At 41.8% G+C, this 12,915-nt stretch carries 19 protein-coding genes; 7 read left to right on the top strand and 12 right to left on the bottom strand.

The window, feature by feature from the left end:
- Nucleotides 1-18: 18 nt before the first annotated feature.
- Nucleotides 19-951, bottom strand: coding sequence for a beta-ketoacyl-ACP synthase III (locus LCL89_RS07060; RefSeq protein ID WP_197315428.1), 933 nt, complete (start codon nt 949-951; stop codon nt 19-21).
- Nucleotides 952-1,115: 164 nt separating this feature from the next.
- Here LCL89_RS07060 and LCL89_RS07065 point away from each other — a divergent pair, with 164 nt between their 5' ends.
- Complete coding sequence (locus tag LCL89_RS07065) at nt 1,116-1,304, top strand: hypothetical protein (RefSeq protein WP_197315427.1); 189 nt, start codon at nt 1,116-1,118, stop codon at nt 1,302-1,304.
- 35 nt (nt 1,305-1,339) lie between these two features.
- On the opposite strand, the gene LCL89_RS07070 is transcribed toward LCL89_RS07065, so the two are convergent.
- Both LCL89_RS07070 and LCL89_RS07075 read right to left on the bottom strand, forming a co-directional pair.
- Entirely contained in the window at nt 1,340-2,293 is a 954-nt protein-coding gene (locus LCL89_RS07070; RefSeq protein WP_224809129.1) for a BMP family ABC transporter substrate-binding protein, read from the bottom strand.
- A gap of 86 nt (nt 2,294-2,379) precedes the next feature.
- A complete protein-coding gene (locus LCL89_RS07075) occupies nt 2,380-2,913 on the bottom strand; it encodes a Rossmann-fold NAD(P)-binding domain-containing protein (protein ID WP_224809131.1) in 534 nt (177 codons plus the stop codon).
- A 130-nt stretch (nt 2,914-3,043) separates the two neighbouring features.
- On the opposite strand from LCL89_RS07075, the gene LCL89_RS07080 reads away from it, so the two are divergent.
- Together LCL89_RS07080 and LCL89_RS07085 are read left to right on the top strand one after the other, a co-directional pair.
- Nucleotides 3,044-3,220 (top strand): YjzD family protein, encoded by a 177-nt coding sequence (locus LCL89_RS07080; RefSeq protein WP_197315425.1) that lies wholly within the window; start codon nt 3,044-3,046, stop codon nt 3,218-3,220.
- Between the two features lie 173 nt (nt 3,221-3,393).
- Entirely contained in the window at nt 3,394-4,209 is an 816-nt protein-coding gene (locus LCL89_RS07085; protein WP_224809133.1) for an undecaprenyl-diphosphate phosphatase, read from the top strand.
- A gap of 113 nt (nt 4,210-4,322) precedes the next feature.
- Here the strand turns inward: LCL89_RS07085 and moaD are convergent, their stop codons facing one another.
- The 5 genes from moaD to LCL89_RS07110 all read right to left on the bottom strand — a co-directional run bounded on the left by moaD (nt 4,323) and on the right by LCL89_RS07110 (nt 7,224).
- Complete coding sequence (moaD, locus tag LCL89_RS07090) at nt 4,323-4,556, bottom strand: molybdopterin converting factor subunit 1 (RefSeq protein ID WP_224809135.1); 234 nt, start codon at nt 4,554-4,556, stop codon at nt 4,323-4,325.
- A complete protein-coding gene (locus LCL89_RS07095; protein ID WP_224809137.1) occupies nt 4,553-5,011 on the bottom strand; it encodes a molybdenum cofactor biosynthesis protein MoaE in 459 nt (152 codons plus the stop codon). Before LCL89_RS07095 ends, moaD begins: the two co-directional genes overlap by 4 nt.
- Nucleotides 5,011-5,529, bottom strand: coding sequence for a molybdopterin-guanine dinucleotide biosynthesis protein B (gene mobB, locus LCL89_RS07100; protein WP_224809139.1), 519 nt, complete (start codon nt 5,527-5,529; stop codon nt 5,011-5,013). The genes LCL89_RS07095 and mobB overlap by 1 nt, the downstream gene beginning before the upstream one ends.
- 545 nt (nt 5,530-6,074) lie before the next feature.
- Nucleotides 6,075-6,386 (bottom strand): metal-sulfur cluster assembly factor, encoded by a 312-nt coding sequence (locus LCL89_RS07105; RefSeq protein ID WP_197315420.1) that lies wholly within the window; start codon nt 6,384-6,386, stop codon nt 6,075-6,077.
- 73 nt (nt 6,387-6,459) lie between these two features.
- Nucleotides 6,460-7,224, bottom strand: coding sequence for an alpha/beta fold hydrolase (locus LCL89_RS07110; protein WP_224809141.1), 765 nt, complete (start codon nt 7,222-7,224; stop codon nt 6,460-6,462).
- Between the two features lie 180 nt (nt 7,225-7,404).
- Here LCL89_RS07110 and LCL89_RS07115 point away from each other — a divergent pair, with 180 nt between their 5' ends.
- From LCL89_RS07115 to LCL89_RS07125, 3 genes are all read left to right on the top strand, one after another.
- Complete coding sequence (locus LCL89_RS07115; protein WP_224809143.1) at nt 7,405-8,229, top strand: Cof-type HAD-IIB family hydrolase; 825 nt, start codon at nt 7,405-7,407, stop codon at nt 8,227-8,229.
- Between the two features lie 95 nt (nt 8,230-8,324).
- Nucleotides 8,325-8,468, top strand: coding sequence for a hypothetical protein (locus LCL89_RS07120; RefSeq protein WP_197315417.1), 144 nt, complete (start codon nt 8,325-8,327; stop codon nt 8,466-8,468).
- Between the two features lies 1 nt (nt 8,469).
- Nucleotides 8,470-8,676 carry a DUF3813 domain-containing protein gene (locus LCL89_RS07125; RefSeq protein ID WP_197315416.1) on the top strand — a complete coding sequence of 69 codons (207 nt, stop codon included), beginning with the start codon at nt 8,470-8,472 and terminating at the stop codon, nt 8,674-8,676.
- A 684-nt stretch (nt 8,677-9,360) separates the two neighbouring features.
- On the opposite strand, the gene LCL89_RS07130 is transcribed toward LCL89_RS07125, so the two are convergent.
- Together LCL89_RS07130 and LCL89_RS07135 are read right to left on the bottom strand one after the other, a co-directional pair.
- Nucleotides 9,361-9,786, bottom strand: coding sequence for a hypothetical protein (locus tag LCL89_RS07130; RefSeq protein WP_224809145.1), 426 nt, complete (start codon nt 9,784-9,786; stop codon nt 9,361-9,363).
- An 18-nt stretch (nt 9,787-9,804) separates the two neighbouring features.
- A complete protein-coding gene (locus tag LCL89_RS07135) occupies nt 9,805-10,632 on the bottom strand; it encodes a DUF2785 domain-containing protein (protein WP_224809147.1) in 828 nt (275 codons plus the stop codon).
- Nucleotides 10,633-10,764: 132 nt separating this feature from the next.
- Between LCL89_RS07135 and LCL89_RS07140 the strand changes: the two genes are divergently transcribed.
- Nucleotides 10,765-11,028: a NifU N-terminal domain-containing protein gene (locus LCL89_RS07140; protein ID WP_224809156.1), complete on the top strand. Its 264-nt coding sequence runs from the start codon at nt 10,765-10,767 to the stop codon at nt 11,026-11,028.
- 50 nt (nt 11,029-11,078) lie between these two features.
- Here LCL89_RS07140 and LCL89_RS07145 read toward each other — a convergent pair whose 3' ends face one another.
- Together LCL89_RS07145 and LCL89_RS07150 are read right to left on the bottom strand one after the other, a co-directional pair.
- Nucleotides 11,079-11,969 carry a BsuPI-related putative proteinase inhibitor gene (locus tag LCL89_RS07145; RefSeq protein WP_224809158.1) on the bottom strand — a complete coding sequence of 297 codons (891 nt, stop codon included), beginning with the start codon at nt 11,967-11,969 and terminating at the stop codon, nt 11,079-11,081.
- 63 nt (nt 11,970-12,032) lie between these two features.
- Nucleotides 12,033-12,884, bottom strand: a complete 852-nt coding sequence (locus LCL89_RS07150) for a YitT family protein (RefSeq protein WP_224809160.1) — start codon at nt 12,882-12,884, stop codon at nt 12,033-12,035.
- Nucleotides 12,885-12,915 lie beyond the last annotated feature (31 nt).

The following is a 12,915-nucleotide window of genomic DNA, read 5'->3' on the forward strand; positions in this document are numbered from 1 at the left end:
AATTCTATTCCTCCTTGGTTACTTACCCCATCGAAGGGCAACGGCTCCCCATGTGAGTCCGCCACCGAATCCGACAAGAACAACTAAATCGTTATCTTTTATTTTACCTGCCTTTACGTCTTCTGACAAAGCAATTGGTATAGATGCGGATGAAGTGTTTCCGTAGCGTTTGATTTGAGTAGACATTTTATCCTCTGAAATGCCTAAGCGCTGCCTTGCAGCTTCCATGATTCGGATATTCGCTTGGTGTGGGACAAGGTAATCCACATCCTGTTCGCTTAAGCCGATTTTTTTAACGACATTCACGGAAGACTCAGGCATCTGCCTTACTGCAAATTTGAAAACTTCGCGACCATTCATGAACAAAGTATCATCTTGATAGAGATACTCTCCCCCGCTGCCGTCTGAGCCTAGTTCAGAAGAAAGAATCCCTTTATCCTCACTGACTGGTCCGATGACAGCAGCACCAGCGCCATCACCAAACAATACACATGTATTACGGTCTTTCCAGTTCGTAATTTTAGAAAGTTTTTCAACACCAACTACAAGAATATTCTTGTAAGCATTATTTGAAATGAATTGTTGTGCAGTAATGACACCGTACATGAATCCCGCACATGCTGCACTTACATCCATTGCAGCCACTTTATTGGCTCCTAAACGGTGCTGCAGCATCGTAGCTACAGAAGGGAATGGTGTATCTGGTGTTACAGTAGCAACTAAAATCATGTCCAGATCTTCAGCCTGCATGTCGGCATCTTCCAATGCATTTTTCGCTGCCTCATAGGCCATGTCACTCGTATCCATATCATCAGACGCTATTCTGCGCTCTTCAATCCCTGTACGGGTACGAATCCATTCATCACTTGTATCGACCATTTTTTCCAAGTCTTGATTGGTAAGGACTTTTTCCGGGGCGTAGTGACCTACACCTAATATTCCTGCGTTCATATATTCATCCCCTTAGGTTTTTCTTATATCAATTCTTATGACTTGGTACTAATTTTAATTCATCTATCCCATTTCTGCAAGTGGAGTACTTTTACACAAAACTCTTCTCTCAGCCCACAATAGCGAGGGTCTTATACATACAATACCATAGAGGAGGTGTAGAAATGTCCCGAAAAAAGTCTTCTCCATTTGATGATTTTTGGTCATTTCCTCGACAAGAAGATACGGAAGAACAGCAGGAAGAACAATCACCCCAGCCCATGGATTGGTCTGATCTCTTCTCAGAAATGTCTAAGACATGGAAAGCAGTCGAACCAATGGTAAAACCCTTCATGGATAAGTTCAAAAAATGAAAAAGACTCTGAAGCTGGTGAATGCTTCAGAGCCTTTATTCGTTCGGGAGCTTGCCGGTCTCAATATATTTTTCTACCGCCCGCTCTATTTCCTTCCGGAATGGATCAGGAACTTCAGGGCTGAATTCGCCCAATTCAATGGCCCCCTGCTGAAAATCGAAGTGTAATGCCTTCCCAGGCAGGTCGTCCTGGACATAACGCTCCATTGCCAACGTATAAACCACAGGTACTTTTTGTACAGTACTGGTCAATACTGTATTTTCAGCGACGCCTGATTGGTCCGATACATAGCCGATTGCATAATGCTGATCTTTTTGGACCTCATGGATGACCGGAATATTGAAAATGTCTCCGGCAGGGAAATAGACATCCACACCCTTTTCCTCCATCTGTTCATATAACATCAATGCTTTTTCTGTACCTTCCCAATCATTTGTATATGAGATATGAACTTCCGATTCAGGGTTTTGATACATGACTCCTTCATAGAATCCTTCGACTTCAGGCTGCCATTCATATGCAGCTATAATTCCAATCTCATTGGTTTCTGTCATTTCACCAGCTACCATGCCTCCGAAAAAGCCCATGGCGGTGGCACTGAAGTTCAAACTTGTTACATTTTCAGCAGAGAATTGACCATTAAAATAAATGAAATGAATCTCCGGATATTGTTTGTGTATACTTTGAAAATGTTTTCCATATATATTGCTATGACCAAAAATGACTTGTACGCCTCGTTCTGCAAGTTGATTTACAGCTTGAACCGTATCTGCATAGCTTTTGATACCTTCTTTGAAATAAATATCTACGCCGTATTCATCCTGGATGCTTTGTAATCCCATGTAGCCCTGCTGGCCCCACGCTTGATCGTGAATCGTAGTTTCTACAAGCATTCCCACCTGTTTCTGTTCACCTGTTTTAGATATATAGTTACATCCGGATATGATGATGAGTATAATCATTAGTAAGAAAAGATTGATGATTTTCACGAAAAAGCACTCCCAATACAACGCTACTTGTTACCTATCTTATTTTACCTTGTAACCTGACCTAAAGTAAATGTGAATGTGCATTTCTAATCCATAGCTTTTGAACAATGAATGTTTTTCCAAGTCGCATGTATATTTTTTTCTTCTTTTTCATTATCGAAGACAGGGGCGAATGAAAAACCCCGATTGTTCCCACGCTCCAATAAATACGGAATGAAAGACTCCAAAAAATCACCGATGTAAACAGCTTCGGAATGCTGAATCCATTGCTGGAATTCCCTCTCAGTTTCCACTTCAGTCTGGGGAATATCCATCCACTCCCCATATAGCTGGGGCAGATCTATCGATTCTCTCCATCCTCCCTGATCAGTTTCAATGATCAAATTCTTACCATCATACTTTACCGTTTTCTCCCCATCATTATGATGAATATGATTTTCTTTGTCCTCTATATGGTAGAAATGCTGAAAGTTGCTGTTTCTACCTATATACATATACAATTCATCACTTAAGCAGTTTTCCATCCTGTCAATCCCTACGACATGAACACCTTCTTGAAGCAGTGCAGAGCATATATGATAACCGATCCAATGAAAGCAAGGCTTTACAGTAACCAGCATTTGTCCTCCCCCTTCATCATCTCTTCATTTTATTCAATAAATTCAAAGATGATGAAGCGATTCCATATTTCTTTTTCCTTTTAAGTCTGATAATATAGACATAGATTGTGTAAAAATGAGGTGAGTAACGATGCGGATCATTTGGACATTGATTTGGGCTTTCTTATTAAGCTCAATGACAGCCTATGTCATTAGTAATATGGCTGGTGGTAGTTTCCATCTTTCACAAGTCATCATCATGACCATTCTATTCACTGTGGTCGCAGCAGTTCTGGGTGAAGGAATCATTAAAGAAGAAGAAGCATAAACATTATTTTAGAAACGTTGCTGTCAAGTGATGGCAACGTTTTTTCTTGATGAAAAACGGATACATATTATATTTGACACAAATGATCATCTTGACTGATTGCACATCAAAATCGATTAAAGATATAGTGTCAACACGACCTATTTTGCATGTACACATAGGGGGAAATGGATATGGAAGAGATTTGGATTTTGATCAAGTATTTATTTTTAGGGTTATTTCAAGGGTTCACTGAACCTATCCCTATTTCATCAAGCGGCCACTTAGTTTTAGTGCAGGACTTGATCGGTTTTGAATTCGACGGACTCGGATTTGAAGTGCTCGTCAACTTCGGTTCTCTGATTGCCGTATTGATCATTTACCGTAATGACTTGATACGCCTTATCAAAAACGGAATCGGCTACATACTTACGAAGGATGACCGCCAAAAAAACGACTTTGATTTTATTCTTTATTTGATTATCGGTACGATTCCAGCCGGTGTTATAGGAATTTTACTAGGGGATGCCATTGAGGATTTATCTACTACACAAACTGTCGGAATTACGTTGATCATTACCGGTGTCGCTTTATGGCTGATCAGAAACTTGCGCGGGAGAAAAAGTGACGGGCAATTGAACTGGAAAGATGCCATAATCGTCGGGTTCGCTCAAGCTATCGCTCTTATACCGGGGATCAGTCGATCTGGAGCTACGATCGTGGCTGCGATGTTTTTAGGTATGAAGCAGGAAACAGCCTTACGATTTTCTTTCTTATTGTATATTCCAGTCAGCCTGGGAACGATGCTGCTTTCTATCGACGAATTGATTGGTAGTGCGAAATCCCCTGATGTTTGGATGGGCTATATCATAGCACTATTGGCTTCAGTGGCAGCTTCCTATGCAGCATTGAAGTGGTTTATGAATATTATGGCTCAAGGGAACCTGAAGTATTTTGCCTATTACTGCTTCATTGTGGGTGGTATTGTTTTATTGATCGTATTAACATGATGGTCCGTTATATCAGCAGACACTCAATAGAAAAACTCCGAGCCTTTACTCGGAGTTTTTTTGTGCACATTAATGTTGGAACCGATACATACACACCATAAGTACTACCGTATTCACCCTCCACTTACAGGTGGTATGAAGGCTACTTTGTCTCCCTCACGAACCACGGTTGTTGAGGAGGCGAATTCTTCATTGATCGCAACCATGGCTTCGTTAATTTTAATCAGCTCATATTCATCGATTAGTACTTGCTTCACTTCTTGGACATTCATTCCTGAAACGTCTCTTTTTAAAAGCTCTTTTCCCATTTTTTCTCTTAATTCTGCAAAGAAGAACAACTCATTCATTTGAATTCCTCCTCTGTCGGAGCACCTTCAACAGTCTCCTTCTGATTACCGATCCATTGTTCTCCATTCTCCCAATGTTCTTTCTTCCATATAGGGACGATTTCCTTTATACGTTCAATTGCGTAACGACTGGCTTCAAAAGAATCAGCTCGGTGAGGGGTGGAAACCGCTATGATAACCGCTATGTCTGAGATTTCTAAATGACCGATCCTATGAACGATAGCAGTCTCTGCATCAGGCCATCGTCTTTCTATTTCCTGTCCGATTTCAGCCAGCTTCTTTTCAGCCATTGGACGATAAGCCTCATACTCTAAATATAATGTTTTCTTATCTCCCGTCCACTCTCTTACTGTACCGATGAACGTATTGATGGCACCGGCGCTTCTTCTCGTCACTATTGTTACCACTTCTTGAACATCGAGCTCGCTTTCAGTAATCCAATAGTTGCGGCTCATTACACTCCCCCTGTAACAACTTGATATACTTCAGGCACTTGTCTTCTCCAATCATCCAAATGATAAACAGGGAAATCAAGGCCTTCCGTCAATTTCAAATCCCAAGTGATGACAAATTTGATATTGGATAGTTCCAGTAAATCCAGGTCTTCTGAACGCTTGATTACAACAGCTTTAGGATAGGGTTCATTTTTGAACCCTTCGATCACAATCAAGTCAGGGTTAAAGAAACGATATAGTTCTACCAGGCGTTCTAAAGACAATGAATCCCTGTGATCAAGTTCCAGTTGAAATCTGCGCGCGCTGTCCACTCCTGTCATAAACGCTCCTGATTCATGCAGACGATAGCTGTCTGTGTCATGATGCATCACTTTCAGCGGTTCATCGTGGCCATGATGTTTGATGGCAGCTATTTGCTCCCCTTTGCCCGTTCCGTAGGCAATCAACTCTTGCAACAGTGACGTTTTTCCACTGTTTTTGAAGCCTACAATTTGGAATACCGGTGCTTCCTTTACCATTGACCTCTCCCCTTTATTCGATTATGTAAGGCTCTGTTAAAGGCTGGTGTTGTTATCTCACAAGTGAGCTCATATCAGCTCTTTCTGTCCTGGGATTTGTATGAGGCGGCCTTTTAGAATGACTCGCTTTCCGTGGGGTACCGTGAGCCTCCTCAGGCTGCGCCTTCCGGGGTCTCACGATGTACCTTTATCCCACAGGAGTCTCGCCATTCTAAAAGGCAGCCTCTTCAAGTAGAAGGGTCGAAAAGGCCATAATCGAAGTCCGGTACACCAACTACAGACGGGATGGCAGGGAAAACAGGTAGACTCCTGCGGGAAAAAGGAACAAGGTGAGACCCCGGAGAACGAAGTTCGAGGAGGCTCAGCGTTCCCCGCGGAAAGCGGACTGTTTTCCCTGCCATCCCATGCTCTGAGTAAATAACGGACCGGACACCTAATCATAGAAGTGGACTATTTAGTAATCGTTTAAAATATCAACAACAGAATATAACAGAGCCTTATGTAAAAACCCCTACCGATTCGAGCGGCAGGGGTTTTCGTTTAAATCAATCTGGAATTCCCAGTGCGATTTTCGCATAACGACTCATGCGATCTTTCGTCCAAGGTGGATTCCATACGATATTAACCTTCACTTCATTCAATTCCGGCAGATCTGCCAGGCAGCGCTTGACATCCTGCTCGATGTGACCAGCTAAAGGGCATCCCATTGCCGTCAATGTCATCGTTACAGTCGTGTTTCCCTCTTCATCTATGTCGACGCCATATACCAGGCCCAAGTTGACAATGTCGATTCCCAATTCAGGGTCAATGACATTCTCAAGGGCACCCATTGCATTTTCTTCAAGTGCAGTACTCACATTTGTTCCCCCTTCACTTATCTTCAAACCCTATTATAACCAAAATTCTCTTCAGAATAAAATACCAGGTTCCTTATAAGACTAATTCTAACCAGTTCACCATTTCAAGGACAGCGAAACGGCTGACTTTGTGGTCTCGCCCTACCTCTCTGAAGAACCGGATATTTTCAGGATTTTTATATGATTTAAGAGCATCATTGTAAAAATCATAGGCGTGCTCAAAAGGAACGACCGGATCTGCATCCCCATGCCAAAAGAATATAGGGCGGCCTGCGAGCTTTTCTTGTTGAAGAGACAAATCGATCCCCTTCAACGACTCGAATAATTCATCCAATTGTTCTTGAGGAATCGGCAGCTGGATGCCTGTCTTTTCGACGTCCTGAATGAGCTTATTAGCAAATGCTACCGGCTTCGGAGACCCCATCATGCACGTACAAGCTTGTATCCACGGGTACATTGTCATGGCTGCTGTGGAGGTTACGCCTCCCATTGAAGTGCCACCGACCCCGACCCTTCGGTCTTGGATTAAACCAGATCGATCCAATTCGTCCTTCATATCTTGCAGCTCTTTTAAATTCTGATACACGATATCCCAAAACTTGAAGTTCAGTTCATCCTTTGATAACTCTTCATCTCGTTCTCCGTGAAACGCACTGTCAGGCAGTATGACGCGGTATCCTTTTTGAGCCAATAAGTATGCTTGTGGTAAATTATGTTCTTTTGCAGAAGTAAAGCCATGGAAATAAATGAACACAGGTAAAGCATCATTTTGTTTTGCAGACTCTACAACAGTTAATACAGGTATGTCTTTGAGTGTTTGACGATATATGCCGATCATGGTTCTGTTTCCTTTCTGATAAAAACTTTACTTTTCATTTAATTGCTACTAATTCTATATTGATACAATATAATCGTAACACTGCCTTTTTTAATTGGAAAGTGTTAGGTAACGCAGTGGGAAATTCTTTACAATGGGTTTTCTTCCCACTAAACTATACATACAAATGAGGTGAAAGAAATGAATGAACAACATTTAATCGCATTAGACTTAGACGGCACACTGTTGACAGACGACAAAGTCATCAGTGAACGTACGAAGAAAACCGTCTTACAAGCCATGCAGCAGGGACATATCGTTGTCATCGCAACAGGACGTCCTCACAGAGCCAGTATCGATTTTTATGAAGAATTAGGGTTGGACACACCTATGGTCAACTTCAATGGAGCTTTGATCCACCACCCTAAAGATCATCGTTGGGATGCCATTCACTCACCGATTGGAATTCGGACTGCCCACAAAATCATTCATGTGTGCCATGAACTTGGAGTGAAGAACATTCTCGCCGAAGTAAAAGATCAAGTATATTTGGATCAATATGATGATGAAATCATGAAAATTTTCCAAGGAAAAGATGATTCACCAATCACTGTGGGAAGATTACAATCTAATTTGAAAGATGACCCGACTTCCCTCCTTATTCACCCCGAAGAAGATAAAATCAAAAAACTCCGCGAACGCTTGGACGAAGAAGCTTCTCTAATCGAACACCGCAAGTGGGGCGCGCCTTGGCACGTCATAGAAATTGTCCGAGCCGGGATGAATAAAGCTGTCGGTCTTGATAAAATCGCCCGTTATTTCCACATTCCCAAAAGTCGCGTCATCGCATTCGGTGATGAAGACAATGATTTAGAAATGCTCGACTATGCTGGAGTAGGTGTCGCTATGGGAAATGCCATTGATGAATTAAAAGCTGTAGCAAAACATGTCACCGGAACAAATGAAGAAGACGGGATCGATGCATTTTTGACCGATTATTTGAATCTAAATAAAAAAGCCATGTGAGACAACTTTTTCCTTGTTTAGAACGTAAGGAAATCCCCATACTAAGCTTGAACGTGAAAGCGTTCAGGCTTTTTTTATGACAGGAGGGGCTTGTCATGGAACAGCAGAAGAAAGATCGCAAAGACAACAGATATACAGAAGTCCGTCCATTCGATGAAAGCAGAATGGAGCCAAAACGGCTCTCAGATGCGAATCGAAAAGAGATGGAAGCTGATCAACATACGGTAGGAGGGTTTTAAAATGGCGAACAATCTATTTGAAAATGCTAAAAATGCAATGAACCGCTTCACCCAAAACCGTGGTGGTAACCAAAAAGCAAGTCAACAAGACATGCAGGCGGCCAAGCAGGCGATTCAATCCGCATATAGCGAATGTTCTCAAGAAGAGAAACAACAGCTACAGCAATTTGAACAGCAGCTTGAAAATCACCAACAGAATTTGCGATAACGATTTGAGAGTCAGACCCAGGAGGGTCTGGCTTTCTTTTTGTATTAAACAGGAAAATAATTCGGTCGTTTGCTGGACGCAAATCTTACTTTATTTAGTTACAATAATAACGACCCTGATTATTTTCTGAAATGAAATGCGCCTGATTGCCAGTAAGCAATCAGGCGCGACTTTTTTATAATAGGCTCTGTTAAAGTCTGTTGTTGATATTTTAAACGATTACTAAATAGTCCCCGTCTAGAATTAGGGGTCCGGTCTGTTATTCACTCAGAGCATGGGATGGCAGGGAAAACAGTCCGCTTTCCGCGGGGAACGCTTGAGTCTCCTCGAACTTCGTTCTCCGGGGTCTCACCTTGTTCCTTTTTCCCGCAGGAGTCTACCTGTTTTCCCTGCCATCCCGTTCGTAATTGGTGTAGCGGACTTCGGTAACGGCCATTCCTACCCTCCTACTTTGAAGAGGCGGCCTTTTAGAATGGCGACACTCCTGTGGGATAAAGGTACATCGTGAGACCCCGGAAGGCGTAGCCTGAGGAGGATCACGGTACCCCACGGAAAGGGAGTCATTCTAAAAGGCCGCCTCATACAAATTCCAAGACAGAAAGAGCGGATACAAGCTTCCAGATGAAATAACAACACCAAGCAATAACAGAGCCTTATAATAAATACAAATGCAACAACACTAAATCAAGGTCGATAGTAGGTCTTTCTTAATGTAATGGCATACAAAGCATGCCCGACGAGCCAATAAATGACCGCCTCAACATCTGTAACTGCAGGGGTCTCCTTAATGGCCAGCAGGGTCAAAGGGACGTAAGTAGTTGCAGCAAAGGCGGTCAGACCTATTGATAAGAGCCAAAGATTTCTGCTCGTTTCCTTCAAAAAACCTCTTGTAAATGCCAGCACATAAATTACCCCTATCACCCAGGAAATGATCATATGAAAGAACCATTCGATGATAACCGGCCATTCAATACCACCAATCACAGGAATGAAATCCACATTCATTAAAAGTGTGTACACTTTCTTTCCTGTCACGAGTTCAACAAACCACATGTACATTCCAAGTACGATTCCTGAAGTCGTCCCGATCCAAAGCCCCCATCTAACCATATGTGACCTCCGTCTTCATTAATAAGCTTCTTGTTTCCTAAGTTCCCTAAGTAAGTTTTCTAAAACCTGCCTAAGATCCCTGTACTCTCCGTCCAGCATACGGAAATATAATGCCCGTAATAGGTGCTTCGCATTATTGATAATAATATCTTCTCTTGGATCCTGCCAGCTCTCTCGGTAATAGAGCAGGGTCTCCAGCCATTCGACACGATCTATTGGTTGGATTTTTTTGAACATCATCATGATCGCTGTGACCATCCGCTCCTCTTCGTCATATAAGTATGGCTGGTCGATTAAAAATTGACTTTTAATGATCGGCAGCATTTCTTTCACTTCAGTTTCGGTGATTTCACCACATTCCGCAACATGATGAATGGCATCTGCAGCATGGGCGATCGCGTGTGCCCACCCCTTATCTTGCACATAACCTCTGTGATCCATTTCCTGTTGCATATATTTCTTTAAATTATCCCACACACGAAGAACTTCAGCTTCTTTTAAAAATGGGGTTTTTTTATGCTTTTCAATGATGGGCGGAATCAGTAAAACAGAAAAACTACGTTTGAATACAGCATCTTCTTCTTTTTTGGAAGAACTGATTCTGTAAAACAAATAATTTTTGTTCAAAATTGATTGAAGAATATTCTTTAACTGTTCATGGCTATAGTGACCTCGCTCAATGAAGTTGGTGAATATGGAATGAATGAGATCATCACGTAAAAACGGATGCACGGACCCGATTTTTTGTAACATCATCGTCGTCAGCTCTTGAAGACTTTGATTTTCAGGCAAAACATAGTCATTATTTTTTATTGGTTGTAAAACATCGATCAACCGCGTTTCCATAGGGCACCCCCCCTTAAATTGATTACATTGTAACACAGGAAATACCAATTCCATCATTATAATGTTTAGGAGTTTTGACTAAGGCTTTTTTTTGGTAAAATAAAAACAGTTGATAGAAGGAGGTTAATGAATATGGCTGTACAAGTACAAGAAACACCAAACCCGAACGCAAGAAAATTCACGACAGATTCTATGATCTTCCAAGGAGACGGCAGTGTATCTGTCATGCCTGGACAAACAAGTGAACATAAAATCATGAATGACTTAATGGAACTCGACGGTGTCGATAACGTCTTCGGTTTCCAAAATTTCATCACTGTCAATAAACTGCCTGACGCTGATTGGGATGTATTGACACCAAAAGTCGAAGGTGTACTGACTGAATACGGATATTAATCACACTAAAAAAGCCGCCACGATTCATATCGTGGCGGTTTTATTTATCCTTATTCAGAAGGAAAACTTTCAAGAGGTATATTATTTACGTTTGTCGGCTTTCCGTCTTTTGAGCTCTCTTCAAATAAAGTCAGTGTAACTAAACCGAAGTCCGGGCGTTTATCTTCAGGGACATCAATGTTCAACTCAAACGATGACCAGGCAGGAGCTCCATCCGATACCTGCACAGGTGTCGGTTCGATGATGACGTTATGACCATCTTCGACGCTATATAGGAAAGAGCCTTCAAACACACGCGCTTCTCCTTGAATTACATAGGAACCATTCTCTCCTGATACAGTAACCTCACGAAAAGCCTGTCCCTTGCCATATGTTTTTCCTTTTTCATTTTCAGCCTGAGCAGAGTTCTCATCATTGACCGTGAAGGACTGAGTTACTTGATAAGGTACAGCTTCAAGAGATTGATCATTGATCGTATCCACTAGGAAAGTGATCGTCGCTTCATACTCTCCTTGTTCTTTGACATTGGTCCACGTCTCTGTAGCTGTAAGGGATTCTCCTGAACCCAATTCTTCCGTTGTAAGTTCTTGAGTGAACATTTTATCAGCAGAAAATGTGTACACACTATCCCCTTCTGAGTTGTTCACCTTGATTTCATATTTTTGGCTGGAAGTGAATCCTAAGATCACCGGGGAATCTCCTGTGTTTTTCAATGAAAAGTCAAAGCTCACTGCGTCTTCTGACGCTTCGATCCCTACATCCATGGACAATTGTTCAATCAACTTTTCCACATCGATTTCAGGTTCTGGATTATTAGAAGAAGTTTCCACAGTTTCCTCCTTTTTATTTTGTGCCTCGGCCGATTCCTTTTCAGCCTCCGCTCCACATGCGATTAACCCGAAGGCTAAAACCCCCATCATGATGGCTGTTCTTTTTTTCATCACGCCACTCCTCTGTATTTGCTATTTGTGATATTTGTCGTATACAAGGAAGAAAAGTTACAACTATTTATCATCTTTTCTGAAAAAGCCGAAAATCCCCGTTGTTTGAACGATGTTTGTAAAGGCTTGAGGATCCACTTCAGAAATGATGTGTTGTAAATCATACAACTCATACCTTGTGATAACCATGACAAGCATATGTTTATCCTGTTGTGTAAAAGCTCCCCTTGCAGGCAGCGTTGTGATTCCTCTTACCATTTGAGCGTGGATCGATTTTTCCAAATCGGCAGCTTTGTTCGTAATGATCATAGCTGTCAGTTTCTCATGGCGAGTATGGATTGCATCAATTACGCGTGTCGTTACATATAAAGTCAAAAGAGTATAAAGCGCATTTTCAGGTTCGTACAGGAATCCAGCTATAACGATGATGGCTCCATTAATGAATAGAAAGTACGTTCCAATCGGCCGATCCTTCATGCGCGATAAAATCATGGCGATAATATCGAGACCTCCGGTGGAAGCACCCCACTTCAAGGTTATACCTACTCCCATACCACCAAGGACACCACCAAAAACTGCGTTTAGAATGATATCATTTGATAATTGCTCTATAGGGATGATTTCCAAAAAAAGTGTCGTAAAGGCTACTGACACTGCACTATAGACGGTAAAGCCCCTCCCTACTTTATACCAACCTAGAATAGCGACAGGGATATTAAGTATGAATAAAATCAAACCGGTACTAAGCCCCTGGATGCCTAAAAAATCGGTCAATACGCTGGTCATCAATTGCGCAATACCAGTGAAACCACTTGCGTAAACGTTTGCTTCAATCAAGAATAAATTCAAAGAAACAGCATTAAGTACTGCGCCCACTAATACGATGAATATACGTTTTATTTCAACAGTGAACAAGAAAAACCCTCCTAACAAAGCTTCTATTCCT

Origin of the sequence: Halobacillus yeomjeoni, assembly GCF_020171525.1 — a bacterium.
In the GTDB taxonomy this organism is placed as follows: domain Bacteria; phylum Bacillota; class Bacilli; order Bacillales; family Halobacillaceae; genus Halobacillus; species Halobacillus yeomjeoni.